Source organism: Acinetobacter sp. YH12040 (assembly GCF_013420005.1).
Taxonomy (GTDB): domain Bacteria; phylum Pseudomonadota; class Gammaproteobacteria; order Pseudomonadales; family Moraxellaceae; genus Acinetobacter; species Acinetobacter amyesii.
The window spans coordinates 87863-104987 of sequence record NZ_VOZB01000013.1 but is presented as its reverse complement, the minus strand read 5'-3'; the positions used below and the strand labels follow the sequence as shown (position 1 = coordinate 104987).

Below are 17125 nucleotides of genomic sequence, written 5' to 3'. Positions count from 1 at the left end.
TGGCCACTTGGTGGGTATGGCCCGCTTTCTTGACCAGGTGCGTGGCAATGACGCGGTAAACGATGCCCAGCACCCACCCCATGATCTCGGGCCGGCTGGCAAACAGGAAACGCAGCTGAAACGGGAAGCTCAACACCCACTGACGCATGGGTTGTTCAGGCAGTACTTCATCAACCAGCAAGGCGGCACTTTCGGCCATCCGCCGCGCCCCACAGCTCGGGCAGAAACCGCGACGCTTACAGCTGAAAGCGACCAGGTGCTCGGCGTGGCAAGACTCGCAGCGAACCCGTAGAAAGCCATGCTCCAGCCGCCCGCATTGGAGAAATTCTTCAAATTCCCGTTGCACATAGCCCGGCAATTCCTTTCCCTGCTCTGCCATAAGCGCAGCGAATGCCGGGTAATACTCGTCAACGATCTGATAGAGAAGGGTTTGCTCGGGTCGGTGGCTCTGGTAACGACCAGTATCCCGATCCCGGCTGGCCGTCCTGGCCGCCACATGAGGCATGTTCCGCGTCCTTGCAATACTGTGTTTACATACAGTCTATCGCTTAGCGGAAAGTTCTTTTACCCTCAGCCGAAATGCCTGCCGTTGCTAGACATTGCCAGCCAGTGCCCGTCACTCCCACTCGATTGTAAACAAGCACACAAAACCCTTTAGTGACAACAATTTGCAAGAACTATCAGGCTCAGTGCCATGAAAAATACCATGACCAGATCATGAGGTTGAACACGGCTTGCGCCGGCAGCGTTCACGCTCCTGGTCGGCGATCTCGCCCGGCTGCAATGCTAGCTCAGCATCGGTCATGCGCTCCAGCACGTCGCGTAGGCGGATGGTGCAAGGAATGGGCGGCAGCTCGAACTCATAGCCGCCGGCGATCATTTCGGCCGCAATCTCCTCGGTGATGAAAAACGGCTCGTCGTCTTGGTTCGGCTTCTTCATGCCCTTTCCTCCTGGCGCTCATCCTGGCCGACAGCGGCCAGGGCATCGGCTTCCGTCAATGCGTCCTCCACGAACGCGCCGTGCTGCTTCGCTTCGGCCTGGCTGACCTCGGCCCATATCCGTTTCACCTGGGCCGCACTGTACCCGGCCAGCTCGGCGGTCTTGTTGATGCTGTAGCCGGACTTGCGCAGCGCGACAACTTGGGCGCGGCGCTTCGGATCAGCACGGCGGCCCTTGTACCGCCCGGCCTGGCGGGCCAACTCAATGCCTTGGCGCTGGCGTTCGCGCCTGTCCTCGTAGTCGTCGCGGGCCATCTGCAAGGCCAGGCGAAAAAGCATGATCTGCACGGCTTCCAGCACGATCTTGGCGACGCCCTGGGCCTCGGCCGCCAGGTCGGATAGATCGACCACGCCAGGGACGGCCAGGCGTGCGCCTTTGGCCTGTATCGAGGCCACCAGGCGCTCGGCCTCGGGCAAAGGTAGGCGGCTGATGCGGTCGATCTTCTCGGCAATGACCACCTCGCCGGGCTGTAGGTCGCCGATCATGCGCAGCAGCTCAGGCCGGTCGGCGCGTGCGCCGGATGCCTTCTCACGGTAGATGCCGGCGACGTAGTAGCCGGCGGCCTTCGCGGCCGTAGTGATCGCCTCTTGGCGTTCCAAGTCCTGCGCGTCGGTGCTGACGCGCAGATAGACCCGCGCCACCATCGGCGCGGCTACTGGCTTCGTCCTGCGCATACTTGCGGGCTCCTTTGGGCATACTCAAATGCACCCATCTTAAACTGGCAGCTAATGTACAAAAGTTGATAGAAGCACACAAGTTCAATTTTGCACTTCTGCCCCACTATTGCAAAACTGCTTGTTAGTAGCCGTTTTTTCTTACTGTTTATAGATTCAATAATTTTTGAAACGAAAAATTGGGACTAAACATTTCGGTTTCGTTTTCTGTCGATTCGTCCTGCGTATCTTTTGCATAAACAAACATTTGTTGTTCGTAGTTTTCGATGGCATTTTCAATACTTGTAAATTCTCCGTTTGTAAGGTTTTCAGACAATATCAAAGCATCCAATAATCCCGTATTTACACCCTGTCCTGCAAAAGGCGACATCAAATGAGCAGCATCGCCAATCATTGTTATGGGTAATGGACGGTTACTTTTCCAATCATTGTTCAAAGGAAATTTCCTTGTGGGCAAGCATTGAAATGTTGATACCGAACGTATTAATTGTTTGTAAACTTCACTCCATTTGGAAAATCTTTTCAATAAAAAATCGGCAACGCTGTTTCTGTCCTGAAAATCTAAGGGAATTTTATTTTTCCATTCATCGGGCGTTTTAAAACTAATTCCTAAATACAATGCACCATTATTATTGGGATTGGCAAACAATAAAATGCCCTGATGTCCCGCCATTAATCGGTTGCCGTTGCATAGCTGAAAAAATCCGGGACAGTTTATTTCCGGTTGAAGAATATCAGCTTGGATGTTGAAAGTACCGGTTTCTTCAACTTGCGTGTCGGTAACAAAGCTCCTTATTTTCGACATTCCACCATTGGCAAGAATAACCAAATCTGCTGTTTCACTCGGTTTATTCTCAAAAGTTAGTGTCCACTTCTTCTTACCAGGTTCAAGCATAACAAGTTTTCTATCCCAAATAACCGTGTCGTTTTCTAAACTATTCAACAAGATAGCCCTTAAGTCATTTCTGTTTATTTCAGGATTGTCAAATCGATTTTCGGGCTTTACATTTTTTGTGGATAAAATATTGCCTTTTTCATCAGCAATATTTACACCCATTGGTAAGGCTAAGTCATAATAAGTTTGTAACAATCCCGCTTTTTTCATTGCTTCCTGACCTGAACCTTTGTGTAGGTCAAGGGTTCCACCAAAAATTCTTGCCTCTCGGTCGTTGTCTCTTTCGTAAACTGAAACGTCTATGCCGTTTTGCTGTAATAATTTTGCCATAGTCAGTCCAACGGGTCCACCACCAATTATTGCAACGTTCTTATCACTAAGTAAATTCATTTGTTTGTCCGTATCTATTCGCATTGTCATTCAAAAATGGCACATAACAAGTGGCTATACGCCAAATGGCGTATATATCCACTATATCTTATTTTGCTAAACCTTTCATTATCAGTGACAAATCCGTTTTCAACCGTTTACCGTTCGTTTCTACTCTCTCAAAAGGATTTATATTCATAGTGCTTTTTGTTAAGTTTTGCTCAAATATACAAATCCTTTCTATATATCTAACAAATCCATCGGACTTTTTAATTGTTCCATTCCCTTGGTGGTAATATGTGTATAAACCTCAGTTGTTTTACTGCTTGAATGACCTAACAACGATTGAATATAACGTAAACTCGTACCATTCTCAAGCAAATGCGTTGCAAAGCTATGTCGTAAGGTATGTACAGTAACTTCCTTTTGAATCTTTGCTTTTAAAACAGCTGCTTTAAAAATGTTTTGAATACTTCGGCTTGAGTATGCGCCACCTTTTTGACCTTCAAATAAATAATCTTTTGGTTTATATTCCATAAAGTATGTTCTTAAAATAATTAATGTTTTCTCAGATAAAATGGTATAACGATCTCTTTTTCCTTTTGACTGTTCTATACGAATTTGCATGCGCTTGGAGTCAATGTCTTTTATTTTCAGGTTTATACATTCAGAAATGCGCAAACCTGCCGAATAAATAGTCATCAGAATAGCCTTGTGTTTCACGTTTTCAATAGCGCGTAGTACCCGAATGGTTTCTTCTTCACTCATCACAACAGGAAGTGTTTTTTCTTTTTTTGGTCTTTCGATGAAATATGTTTTCCGTTGTCCACCCAAAACACGTTCGTAATAAAACTGGCACTGTTGCAAAGTTAGCGATGAGGCAGCCTTTTGTCTTATTCAAAGGCCTTACATTTCAAAAACTCTGCTTACCAGGCGCATTTCGCCCAGGGGATCACCATAATAAAATGCTGAGGCCTGGCCTTTGCGTAGTGCACGCATCACCTCAATACCTTTGATGGTGGCGTAAGCCGTCTTCATGGATTTAAATCCCAGCGTGGCGCCGATTATCCGTTTCAGTTTGCCATGATCGCATTCAATCACGTTGTTCCGGTACTTAATCTGTCGGTGTTCAACGTCAGACGGGCACCGGCCTTCGCGTTTGAGCAGAGCAAGCGCGCGACCATAGGCGGGCGCTTTATCCGTGTTGATGAATCGCGGGATCTGCCACTTCTTCACGTTGTTGAGGATTTTACCCAGAAACCGGTATGCAGCTTTGCTGTTACGACGGGAGGAGAGATAAAAATCGACAGTGCGGCCCCGGCTGTCGACGGCCCGGTACAGATACGCCCAGCGGCCATTGACCTTCACGTAGGTTTCATCCATGTGCCACGGGCAAAGATCGGAAGGGTTACGCCAGTACCAGCGCAGCCGTTTTTCCATTTCAGGCGCATAACGCTGAACCCAGCGGTAAATCGTGGAGTGATCGACATTCACTCCGCGTTCAGCCAGCATCTCCTGCAGCTCACGGTAACTGATGCCGTATTTGCAGTACCAGCGTACGGCCCACAGAATGATGTCACGCTGAAAATGCCGGCCTTTGAATGGGTTCATGTGCAGCTCCATCAGCAAAAGGGGATGATAAGTTTATCACCACCGACTATTTGCAACAGTGCCGATAAAAATATATCATCATGAACAATAAAACTGTCTGCTTACATAAACAGTAATACAAGGGGTGTTATGAGCCATATTCAACGGGAAACGTCTTGCTCGAGGCCGCGATTAAATTCCAACCTGGATGCTGATTTATATGGGTATAGATGGGCTCGCGATAATGTCGGGCAATCAGGTGCGACAATCTATCGATTGTATGGGAAGCCCGATGCGCCAGAGTTGTTTCTGAAACATGGCAAAGGTAGCGTTGCCAATGATGTTACAGATGAGATGGTCAGACTAAACTGGCTGACGGCATTTATGCCTCTTCCGACCATCAAGCATTTTATCCGTACTCCTGATGATGCATGGTTACTCACCACTGCGATCCCCGGGAAAACAGCATTCCAGGTATTAGAAGAATATCCTGATTCAGGTGAAAATATTGTTGATGCGCTGGCAGCGTTCCTGCGCCGGTTGCATTCGATTCCTGTTTGTAATTGTCCTTTTAACAGCGATCGCGCATTTCGTCTCGCTCAGGCGCAATCACGAATGAATAACGGTTTGGTTGATGCGAGTGATTTTGATGACGAGCGTAATGGCTGGCCTGTTGAACAAGTCTGGAAAGAAATGCATAAGCTTTTGCCATTCTCACCGGATTCAGTCGTCACTCATGGTGATTTCTCACTTGATAACCTTATTTTTGACGAGGGGAAATTAATAGGTTGTATTGATGTTGGACGAGTCGGAATCGCAGACCGATACCAGGATCTTGCCATCCTATGGAACTGCCTCGGTGAGTTTTCTCCTTCATTACAGAAACGGCTTTTTCAAAAATATGGTATTGATAATCCTGATATGAATAAATTGCAGTTTCATTTGATGCTCGATGAGTTTTTCTAATCAGAATTGGTTAATTGGTTGTAACACTGGCAGAGCATTACGCTGACTTGACGGGACGGCGCTTCCCTACCCTCATGGCCGCCTCCCAGGAATCGACCCAGGTGCTTATCGTGGACATAATCCTTTACTCATAAATTTATCTTATTCCATTATTGTACCTGTCACGCAAAACTTGCAGAAAAGCCATAAACGCAGGAGAATCCTGTCGGCGGTGAGGATAATAAATATGGTAGCCGTCAAAATATGGACACCACTCGGTCAGAACAGCAATCAGCTTGCCGCTTTTGATATATCCATCTGCAACATACTCGGGAATATAGGCAATCCCCAGCCCGTCTAATGCTGCATCGAGCTGATGAATCGTGCTGTTCGCAATATATTGCCCTTTGACTTTCAGACTGAATTTCTGAGCATCTTTCTCGAATTCCCAGGCGTACAATCCACTCGTATCAGAATAGCGGACGTTAATGCAGTTGTGGTTCAAAAGATCCTGCGGCTTCCTGGGCTTAGCATAACGCTTAAAATGGCACTGTTGCAAAGTTAGCGATGAGGCAGCCTTTTGTCTTATTCAAAGGCCTTACATTTCAAAAACTCTGCTTACCAGGCGCATTTCGCCCAGGGGATCACCATAATAAAATGCTGAGGCCTGGCCTTTGCGTAGTGCACGCATCACCTCAATACCTTTGATGGTGGCGTAAGCCGTCTTCATGGATTTAAATCCCAGCGTGGCGCCGATTATCCGTTTCAGTTTGCCATGATCGCATTCAATCACGTTGTTCCGGTACTTAATCTGTCGGTGTTCAACGTCAGACGGGCACCGGCCTTCGCGTTTGAGCAGAGCAAGCGCGCGACCATAGGCGGGCGCTTTATCCGTGTTGATGAATCGCGGGATCTGCCACTTCTTCACGTTGTTGAGGATTTTACCCAGAAACCGGTATGCAGCTTTGCTGTTACGACGGGAGGAGAGATAAAAATCGACAGTGCGGCCCCGGCTGTCGACGGCCCGGTACAGATACGCCCAGCGGCCATTGACCTTCACGTAGGTTTCATCCATGTGCCACGGGCGAAGATCGGAAGGGTTACGCCAGTACCAGCGCAGCCGTTTTTCCATTTCAGGCGCATAACGCTGAACCCAGCGGTAAATCGTGGAGTGATCGACATTCACTCCGCGTTCAGCCAGCATCTCCTGCAGCTCACGGTAACTGATGCCGTATTTGCAGTACCAGCGTACGGCCCACAGAATGATGTCACGCTGAAAATGCCGGCCTTTGAATGGGTTCATGTGCAGCTCCATCAGCAAAAGGGGATGATAAGTTTATCACCACCGACTATTTGCAACAGTGCCGTTCAGGCAGTACTTCATCAACCAGCAAGGCGGCACTTTCGGCCATCCGCCGCGCCCCACAGCTCGGGCAGAAACCGCGACGCTTACAGCTGAAAGCGACCAGGTGCTCGGCGTGGCAAGACTCGCAGCGAACCCGTAGAAAGCCATGCTCCAGCCGCCCGCATTGGAGAAATTCTTCAAATTCCCGTTGCACATAGCCCGGCAATTCCTTTCCCTGCTCTGCCATAAGCGCAGCGAATGCCGGGTAATACTCGTCAACGATCTGATAGAGAAGGGTTTGCTCGGGTCGGTGGCTCTGGTAACGACCAGTATCCCGATCCCGGCTGGCCGTCCTGGCCGCCACATGAGGCATGTTCCGCGTCCTTGCAATACTGTGTTTACATACAGTCTATCGCTTAGCGGAAAGTTCTTTTACCCTCAGCCGAAATGCCTGCCGTTGCTAGACATTGCCAGCCAGTGCCCGTCACTCCCACTCTATTGATGTGTGCTTAAAAAACAGGAGGGTTTAACTTGGTAAACTATACATACTCATTAGGAGTTTACCATGAGCAAGAAACAGAAGACTTACACCGCAGAATTTAAAGCTGAAGCCATAAAAGCCATTGAAGAGAACCAAGGTAATGTATCGGAATCCGCTAGACAACTTGGCATTTCAATGCAAACCCTTTCGAACTGGAATAACAAAGCAAAGGCTGGAACTTTAGCAGGCACAAAACAGTATTCGCCCGATCTAAACGCCTTACTCGAAGAAAATAAGAAGCTTAAACAACAGCTCAAAACAGCTGAAATGGAACGTGAATTTTTAAAAAAGGCAGCAGCGTACTTTGCCAAAGAAAGTCAGTGAGGTACGCCTATATGAAATCGCAAAGCCACTTATTTCCGATTATTTTAATGGCTCGATTACTTCGTGTATCCGTTTCTCGCTTTTATGATTGGCTAAAGCGAGGCATGAGTAAAAGATCAATTCAGCGAAATCAGCAGACAATTTTGGTCAAAATAGCCCATGAAGAAACCAAACAAAGCTATGGCTATGTTCGATTAACCAAGCATTTACAAGCGCAAGGTATCAAAATAAGTACGTATGCTGTGCGCCAAATAAAAAAATCAAATCAGTTGTATTGTAAGCGCCATAAGCGTTTCAAAAGAACCACGAACAGTGATCACAACCGTTCTATTTATGACAATTTACTCAAGCAACAGTTTTCAATGACGAAGCCTAATCTTGCGTGGTCGAGTGACATTACCTACATTTGGACGGCTGAGGGCTGGTTGTACTTGGCAGCTGTCAAAGATCTTTACACGAAACAGGTTGTTGGCTATAGCTTAAATGAGCGCATGACAGCCAAGCTTGTTTGTGATGCATTGAATATGGCTATTCGCAATCAGAAACCTGCTAAAGATCTCATTGTACATTCAGATAGAGGCAGCCAATATTGCAGTAATGAATATCGAAACTTACTTGAGAAATTTGATTTTCAGGGTTCAATGAGCAAAAAAGGCGACTGCTTTGATAATGCACCGATAGAGAGTTTCTGGGGCATACTCAAAAATGAACTAGTCCATCATCGCAACTACAAAACAAGGGAAGAAGCCAAAGCGGATATTACAAAATATATAGAGTTATTTTATAATCAGCGAAGAATTCAAAAAGGCTTGGATTTTAAGACACCAAATCAAATGGCAGAAGACTTTTATCGGTTAGCTGCCTAGAATCTCCCAAGTGAAAGTCTCCTGCTAATTCAGCACACATCACTGTTGATAAATTTTCTAAACAAAAAGGATCAAACTAATCTATAAGCTTTGTGGGTTAGAAAAAAAATAACTCACTTTGCATTGATCATATTTAAATTCTTGTTTTATCCATAGCACTAACCTATTAATTTTAAAAAATAATAGGTACTGGCTAAATAGCAAATCGATACATATCTTTTTCATAGAGGAAATATGATTTTAGTAAGTTCTTGTCTGGCTGGCTTAAAGGTACGTTATAACGGGACGCATAGCTTAAACGAAAAAATCGAAAAATTAGTCAAAGATGGAAAAGCTACTATGGTATGTCCAGAGATTCTTGGCGGTTTATCAACACCACGCGAACCTGCCGAGATTTCGGGAGGTAATGGCGATGATGTCTTAGATGGAAAAGCCTGTGTAATTGAAAAATCAGGAAAGGATGTGACTTCAATCTATATTGAAGGGGCATATAGAACTTTAAAAAAAGTTCAATTATTAAAAGCTACTCTGGTAGTGCTTAAAGAAAATAGCCCTTCATGTGGTAGTTCAATGATTTACGATGGTCAATTTAATGGGAATAAGATCTATGGCAATGGAGTTACCTCCGCTTTGCTTAAACGTCATAATATAAAAGTCATTTCAGAAGAAACTTTTTGGCAACTTTTACCCTAGTTCCTCCGCTTTTATTTAAAATCTTCATGCAACTCCAACCACGCCCCCCTTTGCAATATCAAGTCTCTTCGGTATTTAGAGATATAGTGAGGTAATAATCTAAGAAGCATATCCATTACTTCCACATCAGTTAAAAAGTAGTGGTTCAATTTTATGCTGTAATTCTTTAACAATTTTAGCAAGCTGATCATGTAAAACTAACCAACATTGCTCATGACCTTGCCCAATATATTCATCTATTATGAGTTGCAAAATGTCTTGATCTATCTGACTTAAGAATTCTAAAAACCATGTCGCAGCAACATCCTTGGCAACTATTGTTTTATGATCTAATGTATAAGCTATACGGCATAGCGCTAAAATTTGATTACATTCATCCTGATCGTCTTTCCAATGAGCAATAATTTGTGGATAAGTTTTTTGCATGGCAAATATTAATTGTTCATAGCTAATTGGATTTAACCAATCGCAAATATCAGGTCCAAAGATAGTAATGTTATGTAATTGGGCAGTTTTAAGTAAAATACTAATATCTGGATCAGATTGACTATAAAGTAATTCACCTTTGAGTAATTCTTCTCTCAACCACTCGCCATATTGTAGCTGATATGTATATGGATGATTTTTATTGGTAATACTCCCTTTTTCTAATATCGTAATTTCTAAGGCACGCGCTGTAGCATGACCAATCGGAACAGATATATTTAGAAAATTCTGCGCTAATTGTTTTCTTTCCTGATCGGTAATTTCACGTTCAATAATAACTAAAATATCAAGATCACTTTTATGTTTTAAACCACCATCAACATACGAACCATATAAATAAATAGCATAAAGCTTATCTTTAAAATTTTTTTGTAAAAGCTGTTTTACACTTTCAACTTGGCGACACTCTTCATCATTTAAGCTTTGCATATGATTTTTAATTTAAAAAAATAAGTAATGAATTCATAGAGCATTATACAGAATAAGTGTAAATAATTTAATCAATTAGTAAATAACATACTATTTTTACAATATATTTACTTTCAATATAGAGTTTAATACATAAAACTCTATCAATCAAAAAAAGCTTGAAACAACATCTGAATAGTAAGAGTCATTTCCTCCTCACTTAGAGATGGATCCGGAAATTTGAACAACTCCTATAAGTGATACTCTGCTCCTCAAATGATGTTATAAACATCAATATATGGAGTATTTTATGGCACGTAGACCAAGAAGAAATCATTCAAACGACTTTAAGGCTAAGGTAGCACTTGCTGCGATCAAAGCAGAAAAAACACTTGCTGAATTGAGTTCTGAGTTTGATGTTCATCAAAACCAAATTATTGACTGGAAAAATCAATTGATCTCAGCTTCCTCACAAGCTTTCGATCAATCAAAAGCTCCATCAGAACCTCCCATTGATCTTAAAAAGTTACATGCAAAAATCGGTGAGCAGGCATTAGAAATTGATTTTTTAGAAGGTGTGTTGAAGAAACTGGGCCGCTTCAACCACAAAAGTTAATCGATCACTCACTTCAGATTTCAGTATCTAAACAAGCTAAGTTACTGAAAGTCTCTCGTGGTTGTTATTATTATCGCCCAAAACCTGTTAGCTCATCAGATCTGAAGCTGATGCGATGTATTGATGAATTACATATGCAATATCCTTTTGCAGGCAGTCGTATGATGCGTGATTTGTTGAATCGTCAAGGGCATCATATAGGACGACGTCATACACGTACTTTAATGAAGAAAATGGGTATTCAGGCGTTATATTGCAAACCAAATTTAAGCCAGGCTAATCAAGCTCACCGTAAATATCCATATCTGCTCAAAGGATTGGCTATTCAGCGCAGTAATCAAGTGTGGTCTACTGATATAACGTATATCCCTATGGCAAAAGGCTTTGTTTATTTATGTGCTGTGATTGATTGGCATAGCCGCAAGGTACTTGCGCATAGGGTATCGATTAGTATGGAGGTGGATTTTTGTATTTCGGCTTTAAATGAAGCGATTGAAAAATATGGATCACCTGAAATATTGAATACAGACCAAGGCAGTCAGTTCACCAGTGATGCATTTATTGATGTATTGAAATCAAATGGCATTCAAATCAGTATGGATGGTAAAGGTCGATGGGTAGATAATGTGATGGTTGAACGATTATGGCGGAGCGTTAAATATGAAGAGGTGTATCTCAAAGCTTATAGCAGTGTCACAGATGCGAAAAAGCAATTGAGTGCATATTTTGAGTTTTATAATCTGAAACGACCTCATTCGAGTCTAGACAAAATGACACCAAATGAGTTTTACTATGATCAGCTACCCCAACAAAACAAGGTGGCTTAACTAGAGCGGAATATCACTTATAAATACGCTTTTAGTTGTTCAAACAAGTGGAACCACCTCTGTTTGTAATGATATTTTATAAAATTCAATATTAGATCTGCAGAGAAAAACTTATCAAACTAAGTATTGGCTAGTCTTTTTCTTCGAAAAACTTATCAAACGAAGTATTAAGTTAATCTTTTTCTTCAACTTCTTCCTTAAACTCAAACAAATCATTCATCGTACAGTTAAAGTACTTACACAACTTATCGGCGACTGGTAATTCAATACGTACAGCACGGTCATAATACATACTTGTGAGCGTGTTGCGATTGATACCTGTTGCATGCACCACTTCACTTAATTTTAAAATTTTTCTATCGCCCATGAGGCTAGATAACTTACAAGTAATCATATTTAAATTAATTTACAAAAAATAACTTGCTGTGGGTTATTTGAAGTTGTTGACTGAGTAATACTTTGCTAAAATTAACCTACAGCAGGTTATTACAACTTATAGAAAGTATATTTTATCCATTTCAACTAAATTATAACTTTTTAAATATAAGGATTGAACCTGCATTAGATTATTTTGTGGAGATGACCGCCGTGTTACCAAATGAGTTATTGATCAGCCAGCAAGCTCGTGACTTAGGAAATCAATTAATTAAAGAAATGAACATCAATAGAAGTTATGGAATGGCTAATTTTCTTGGAGTAAATACTTGCTATGATAATCATCAGGCTGTACTTATTTGGACATTTCAACTGCTTGAAAGGGAACCTGCCTTAAATGAATTAGCAGAAATTAAAAAATATTTTCTTTTAATCTTTCCAGATAGTGTTTATCAATTAGCCTAAGTTGTTTTTAAAATTAATTTATTAAATAAAAAGCACTAAATCAAAGAAAGCTTTATTTAAAAATACCTATTAATTCAAAAACATACCATTTACTGAATATATGAAGCATAGGTTCCTGCTCTATCACTCACTCGTACTAAAATTACATCGCTCTTTTTACTGATACTAAACAATTTATGTCCACGCCACGTTCTGCGGCTTCGAGGGCTAGTTTTTGTTGAACCACTGAGAACAAGGACAACAAACTGCCTACTATATTTTCCCGGAGAGTGGTGTAGGAACTTTTTCATTATTGCTAATCATATCAGCGACAACATCAGCAACGAGCTCCTCTATTCCTGAGAATGCTTTAGACTGATCCGCATCAAGCCAAGACAATGATGGAAACTCAGCACATCATTCGTTTAAGACCTATTTTAATGACGGCACTGGTCGCAAGTTTAGGTTTTATTCCAATGGCGTTAAACACTGGAATTGGTGCAGAAGTACAACGACCACTAGCAACAGTTGTTATCGGCGGTATTGTATCTTCTACAATTTTAACTTTGTTTGTATTGCCTATTTTATATCAATGGGCGCATGGCTCTGAGAGTAGCAAACAGCAATCCGACGAAATTTAAAATCAAAAAAAGCAGCTTAATTACTAGGTTATGCCTAATTAAGCTGCTTTTAATATTGTATGCCCAACATTTTATTGATAAAGCTTACTGCGCTTCATCCCGACAATTTTCATTTAAAAACTCAAACTCTATCGTTGTATGCGATAAATGATAGGAAGATAATTTAGCTGCAACTTCTTGTTTAAGCCTAATTAATTCTTTAACGTCAAAGTTGTCACTCAGCTCAAGGTGCGCTGTTAAAACGTGACTTTCACCATCTAGTGACCAAAAGTGCATGTGGTGGATACCATTAACTTCAGGAAATTCCATTAGTGATAGTTTAATACGCTTTTGAGTCTCTTTATCGGGTGCAGCTTGAAGAAATAAAACGAGTGTTGATTTCAGGTTTTTGAAAACATTAAACAAGATGAACAGCGTGAACCCTATTGATAAAAGGGGATCTAATATCGGCAGTTCAGCGAACAACAGTACGATAGAGACTATAAGAACGGCAACCCATCCAAGTACATCTTCAAGAAGGTGCCATGTCAGCACTTTCTCATTTAATGTTTCACCCGCTTTTAATTTTAATACAGCATATCCGTTAACGGCAACGCCGAGTATCGCTAGCCCTAACATCCCCTCGACTACAGGCATTTCAGGATTGGACAGCTTTGGAATTGCTTCAAATAAAATCCAAATTGAGCCAATGATTAAAACAATACTGTTTATCAATGCGCCAAAGAGAGTAAGTCTACGATAACCATAACTAAACTTATCTGATGCTTCTTTATCTGAAAAACGACTTAAAATCCACGCAAAACCTATTGAAAGACTATCACCAAGATCGTGAACTGCATCTGCCATTATCGCCGTACTGTTAGTGAGCCAACCACCTATAAATTCGATAATAGTGAATGTCACATTAAGGAAAAATGCCCAACCAATACGGTCATCTTTACCATGTTGATGACTATGATTATGGTTGTGCATTTTGTACCTCTAGTACTTTTCTATTTCTTAGTTTTGATACATTCATATTAATCAAGTGACGTATCAAGCGTTGATATATCCAGCGTTTGAACCCCGACAAGTTAGTCCCTTTTTCGAGATAGAACTCATCAGGGGAATCATAAAGCCCAAAGTCATCATGAATACCTTCTTTTTGAATATAGGTATTTTCTCCACGCCAATCTGTATCTGGTGATGAAAAGCACTTTGTTGCAACACCATAACCACAAAAATCATCTTTTACTTGGTCAAATTTCTCCTGTAGAGAGCTTAAGTATTGCTCATCCAATATAAAGCCCTCTAAGTTTATCCAACGCCCTTCAAAGTAAACTTCTACCCAACTATGAATGATGTATTTAGGTGCTAACCAAAATACATAGCTTGGGATAGCACCTTTTTGTAGTTGCTGGTCTATGGTAAACCCATGAAATCGGCATTGAATGCCTAGTCCACGCAATAGTGCCATTAACAGATTACCCTTAGTATTACATTGTCCATAACCATCTGCTAGCACATCGCTTGCTGCAATATCATCGCTTTCATTATAACCAAAGAAAATCTCATCTTTTACAAACTGATAAGCGGCACCAATTTTGTTGAAGTTATCCAAGTTTTTCCACCTACGTTGATCGATCAAGGATTGGATATCTTTGTGTTCAAAATTAACGATATTCGTATTGTTTAAATATTTCTCAGTCATTTTTTATATATCCTTTTCGTTGCATACTTATACTATAGACTCTATAGTAACTATAGAGTCAAATGTCTGGGGGAAATTGATGAAAATAGGCGAATTGTCAAAAAAATCGGGCTGTTCAATACAAACGATTAGATATTATGAAAGAGAAGGATTTCTGTTAAATCCAAATCGTTCAGAAGGTAATTTCAGGCTGTATGATAGCAAAGCACTTAAACAATTGGAATTCGTAAAGCATTGTCGCAGCCTAGATATATCACTCAATGATATTAAACGTCTTATCGAATTAAAAAATAAGCCAGAAGAAAGCTGCTCTAGCGTTAATGCATTAATTGATCAGCAACTTGCACTAGTGAATAAACGCATGAAAGAATTAAGGGCGCTTAAAGCTGAATTACAACAAATGGCTAGTGCTTGTGGTTCGAACAACCCAACATACTCATTATATTCTGCTGACCATGTAACACGGCAAGTATATTGTTTACTATCCATTTGAAACCCCATAATGTTTTAAGTCTATGTATAAAAGTACGATTTTCACTTAGCAGTACTTAAATAATCACCCCACCACTGCATCATTTCAGTCCGCTGGGCTAAATAGTCAGCGTGATTATAGCTGGCACGGGTACGGTTCTTATCAATATGTGAAAGTTGTGCCTCAATCCAGTTATCCTGGAACAAACCTGAGTCATTCAAAATGGTACTAAAAGTGGAACGTAGTCCATGAGAGGATAATTGATGTTTTCCATAGCCCATCTTACGTATAGCCATATTTAATGTATTAAAATGAATCGGTTGATTATGTTTCCGTGGGCTAGCAAAAATGTACTTTTCACCGTATGACCATTGCATGACGTCTTTTAAAATATCTAAAGCCTGATCTGAAAGTGGAACTAAGAAGTCGGGAATCTCATGGCCTAATATGACTTTTCGTCGAAACTGTTTAATATGCAAGGCAGGTATTTTCCAGACTTTTTCATTTAAATCAAAATGATGAGGCTCAGCCAATAACAATTCAGCCCCTCGCACGCCAGTATGTAATTTGAACAGCAGTGCTTTTTTAATAATCGGATGGGCATCCAATTTTTGTAATTTATACTTAAAATCAGATATATCCTCCGCTTTCAAATACGGATAATTTTTCTTGATTTTACTGTTAATGGCGATTTTATTTAAACCATGCGCGATGTTGAATTCACAATAACCCATCGCTACAGCGTAGTCATAAATTTGGTTCAAATAACTACAAGCTTTCTTGACAGGTTCTTTTACTTGGCGTCCCTCTATTTTTTTGATTACTGAAACCAGGTCATAACGCTTGATGTTTTGAAAAGGTAGATCCTGAAGGTCTGGATAAATATCTTGCTGTAAGCATCTTTCTGCTAACTGTAGTACACCACAGCGGGGTAGATCGTTGAAGGCATTTTTCAGTTTGAACTGTAACCACTCCTCCCCGACCTTACCAAAGGTGATGACATTAGAGGCAGTATCTTGTTCAAAACAGAAATCATTGTCTTTAAAGTCATCTCTGACTTGTCGTGCCTTTTTCAGCGATAAATCAGGATAACGACCTAACTGAATGCGTCGACGTTTTTTAGTTTGTGGATCTGTATAGCGATAGCACCAAGATTTTCTTCCACTCGGCTCAATCTTCAGGCTAAGCCCATCTTCATCGGATAAAAAACTGGTTTTTTCCTTACAATGAGCTTGGCGAACTTTAATTTCAGTAAGACTCATGGAATTTAAATGAAACCTAACAATGGGTTGATTGGATCAATTATATCAAAATAGAACGCTTTATGTATGATGCGTACACTACGCATCATATAGATTTGTAAAGTATTGTTTTATAAATTTATTATTCAATATACTTTAATTTTAGTAACCAGTAGGAGTACCACTTCTTTTTTAGTTCTCAAATATCACGTTTTTTTTGACGCAATGATTCTATCTCGGACTTCGTCAGCTGTTTTACGAGAGATGAGGATATACTTTACCTCCCACTCTGTGAGCCTTTCAACGTCTCACGGCTCTATTTAATGTTATTGAATAATCAATGGATACCAGTAAAGCCTTTTAGGTCTGCTATTGTTTCTAATACAATAGTCTCCACGATCAAGGATTGGACTCAATGCATATTCCAGCATAAACCTACCACCTATTCCTATTCGCACCCTACCACTCATTCCTATTCCAAATCGGCCACTTAGGGTTTATTCAGTAATAGAATTTAAAGGCTTTATTGCCCAAACCTATATTCTTAAAAGCTTATTCAGCAATATAATTCTTAGATAAATTGCATATTCTTATCGTAAAGGACACTGATTCTTCTTTCATTTGGACAGTTACTATGAATTCACTTCCGTCCTAATAATCTGCCCCAAAAGCTTTTTGGCTTC

At 41.2% G+C, this 17125-nt stretch carries 19 protein-coding genes and 4 pseudogenes; 7 read left to right on the top strand and 16 right to left on the bottom strand.

What is annotated here, in order from left to right; translation table 11 throughout:
* The 6 genes from FTT99_RS14085 to FTT99_RS14060 all read right to left on the bottom strand — a co-directional run.
* On the bottom strand, window positions 1-505 hold a 505-nt coding region (locus FTT99_RS14085; protein WP_175297324.1), incomplete at its 3' end, for a transposase zinc-binding domain-containing protein.
* 210 nt (window positions 506-715) lie between these two features.
* Window positions 716-940, bottom strand: a complete 225-nt coding sequence (locus FTT99_RS14080; RefSeq protein ID WP_000743213.1) for a hypothetical protein — start codon at window positions 938-940, stop codon at window positions 716-718.
* On the bottom strand, window positions 937-1674 hold the full coding sequence (locus FTT99_RS14075) for a recombinase family protein (protein ID WP_001366550.1): 738 nt from the start codon (window positions 1672-1674) through the stop codon (window positions 937-939). Before FTT99_RS14075 ends, FTT99_RS14080 begins: the two co-directional genes overlap by 4 nt.
* Before the next feature lie 148 nt (window positions 1675-1822).
* Entirely contained in the window at window positions 1823-2989 is a 1167-nt protein-coding gene (locus tag FTT99_RS14070) for a tetracycline-inactivating monooxygenase Tet(X3) (protein WP_024160783.1), read from the bottom strand.
* 189 nt (window positions 2990-3178) lie between these two features.
* Window positions 3179-3772, bottom strand: coding sequence for a tyrosine-type recombinase/integrase (locus FTT99_RS14065; RefSeq protein ID WP_205779272.1), 594 nt, complete (start codon window positions 3770-3772; stop codon window positions 3179-3181).
* 72 nt (window positions 3773-3844) lie between these two features.
* Entirely contained in the window at window positions 3845-4549 is a 705-nt protein-coding gene (locus FTT99_RS14060; RefSeq protein ID WP_001067855.1) for an IS6-like element IS26 family transposase, read from the bottom strand.
* Window positions 4550-4678: 129 nt separating this feature from the next.
* On the opposite strand from FTT99_RS14060, the gene FTT99_RS14055 reads away from it, so the two are divergent.
* The gene (locus FTT99_RS14055; RefSeq protein ID WP_000018323.1) at window positions 4679-5494 is read left to right on the top strand and encodes an APH(3')-I family aminoglycoside O-phosphotransferase; all 816 of its coding nucleotides are present in this window, start codon (window positions 4679-4681) and stop codon (window positions 5492-5494) included.
* A gap of 136 nt (window positions 5495-5630) precedes the next feature.
* On the opposite strand, the gene FTT99_RS14050 is transcribed toward FTT99_RS14055, so the two are convergent.
* The 3 genes and pseudogenes from FTT99_RS14050 to FTT99_RS14040 all read right to left on the bottom strand — a co-directional run.
* Complete coding sequence (locus FTT99_RS14050; RefSeq protein ID WP_001183556.1) at window positions 5631-6032, bottom strand: LysR substrate-binding domain-containing protein; 402 nt, start codon at window positions 6030-6032, stop codon at window positions 5631-5633.
* Window positions 6033-6071: 39 nt separating this feature from the next.
* Entirely contained in the window at window positions 6072-6776 is a 705-nt protein-coding gene (locus FTT99_RS14045) for an IS6-like element IS26 family transposase (RefSeq protein WP_163451784.1), read from the bottom strand.
* Between the two features lie 61 nt (window positions 6777-6837).
* Window positions 6838-7191: pseudogene (locus FTT99_RS14040) on the bottom strand (transposase zinc-binding domain-containing protein); the annotation flags it as partial.
* Window positions 7192-7383: 192 nt separating this feature from the next.
* On the opposite strand from FTT99_RS14040, the gene FTT99_RS14035 reads away from it, so the two are divergent.
* Window positions 7384-8549, top strand: a protein-coding gene (locus FTT99_RS14035) for an IS3 family transposase (protein ID WP_119285041.1) whose coding sequence is annotated in 2 segments (ribosomal slippage) — window positions 7384-7642 and window positions 7642-8549 — 1167 coding nt in all. Because the reading frame shifts where the segments join, the coding sequence is not laid out codon by codon here.
* A 234-nt stretch (window positions 8550-8783) separates the two neighbouring features.
* Window positions 8784-9242 carry a DUF523 domain-containing protein gene (locus FTT99_RS14030; protein WP_077170035.1) on the top strand — a complete coding sequence of 153 codons (459 nt, stop codon included), beginning with the start codon at window positions 8784-8786 and terminating at the stop codon, window positions 9240-9242.
* Window positions 9243-9368: 126 nt separating this feature from the next.
* On the opposite strand, the gene FTT99_RS14025 is transcribed toward FTT99_RS14030, so the two are convergent.
* On the bottom strand, window positions 9369-10157 hold the full coding sequence (locus FTT99_RS14025; RefSeq protein ID WP_038350081.1) for an aminoglycoside adenylyltransferase domain-containing protein: 789 nt from the start codon (window positions 10155-10157) through the stop codon (window positions 9369-9371).
* A gap of 277 nt (window positions 10158-10434) precedes the next feature.
* Here FTT99_RS14025 and FTT99_RS14020 point away from each other — a divergent pair.
* A protein-coding gene (locus tag FTT99_RS14020; protein WP_099046175.1) for an IS3-like element ISAba14 family transposase occupies window positions 10435-11579 on the top strand; the annotation gives its coding sequence in 2 pieces (ribosomal slippage) (window positions 10435-10699 and window positions 10699-11579; 1146 coding nt in all).
* A gap of 172 nt (window positions 11580-11751) precedes the next feature.
* Here the strand turns inward: FTT99_RS14020 and FTT99_RS14015 are convergent.
* On the bottom strand, window positions 11752-11973 hold the full coding sequence (locus FTT99_RS14015) for a helix-turn-helix transcriptional regulator (RefSeq protein ID WP_004658364.1): 222 nt from the start codon (window positions 11971-11973) through the stop codon (window positions 11752-11754).
* A gap of 194 nt (window positions 11974-12167) precedes the next feature.
* Between FTT99_RS14015 and FTT99_RS14010 the strand changes: the two genes are divergently transcribed.
* Entirely contained in the window at window positions 12168-12419 is a 252-nt protein-coding gene (locus FTT99_RS14010; protein WP_004658363.1) for a hypothetical protein, read from the top strand.
* 252 nt (window positions 12420-12671) lie between these two features.
* On the opposite strand, the pseudogene FTT99_RS14005 reads toward FTT99_RS14010, so the two are convergent.
* Window positions 12672-12815, bottom strand: a pseudogene (locus FTT99_RS14005) (antitoxin HicB); the annotation flags it as partial.
* Here FTT99_RS14005 and FTT99_RS14000 point away from each other — a divergent pair.
* Window positions 12815-13039, top strand: a pseudogene (locus FTT99_RS14000) (efflux RND transporter permease subunit); the annotation flags it as partial. The pseudogenes FTT99_RS14005 and FTT99_RS14000 sit on opposite strands and share 1 nt — an antisense overlap.
* Window positions 13040-13123: 84 nt before the next feature.
* Here the strand turns inward: FTT99_RS14000 and FTT99_RS13995 are convergent.
* Both FTT99_RS13995 and FTT99_RS13990 read right to left on the bottom strand, forming a co-directional pair.
* Window positions 13124-14011, bottom strand: coding sequence for a cation diffusion facilitator family transporter (locus FTT99_RS13995; protein WP_127800877.1), 888 nt, complete (start codon window positions 14009-14011; stop codon window positions 13124-13126).
* Window positions 13998-14729 (bottom strand): transglutaminase family protein, encoded by a 732-nt coding sequence (locus tag FTT99_RS13990; RefSeq protein ID WP_005245162.1) that lies wholly within the window; start codon window positions 14727-14729, stop codon window positions 13998-14000. The genes FTT99_RS13995 and FTT99_RS13990 overlap by 14 nt, the downstream gene beginning before the upstream one ends.
* A 79-nt stretch (window positions 14730-14808) precedes the next feature.
* Here FTT99_RS13990 and FTT99_RS13985 point away from each other — a divergent pair, with 79 nt between their 5' ends.
* On the top strand, window positions 14809-15222 hold the full coding sequence (locus tag FTT99_RS13985) for a Cd(II)/Pb(II)-responsive transcriptional regulator (protein WP_179989169.1): 414 nt from the start codon (window positions 14809-14811) through the stop codon (window positions 15220-15222).
* A gap of 41 nt (window positions 15223-15263) precedes the next feature.
* Here FTT99_RS13985 and FTT99_RS13980 read toward each other — a convergent pair whose 3' ends face one another.
* Together FTT99_RS13980 and FTT99_RS16590 are read right to left on the bottom strand one after the other, a co-directional pair.
* Complete coding sequence (locus FTT99_RS13980) at window positions 15264-16463, bottom strand: integrase arm-type DNA-binding domain-containing protein (protein WP_005245164.1); 1200 nt, start codon at window positions 16461-16463, stop codon at window positions 15264-15266.
* A gap of 185 nt (window positions 16464-16648) precedes the next feature.
* Window positions 16649-16750 (bottom strand): annotated as a pseudogene (locus FTT99_RS16590) (recombinase); the annotation flags it as partial.
* Between the last annotated feature and the right edge of the window lie 375 nt (window positions 16751-17125).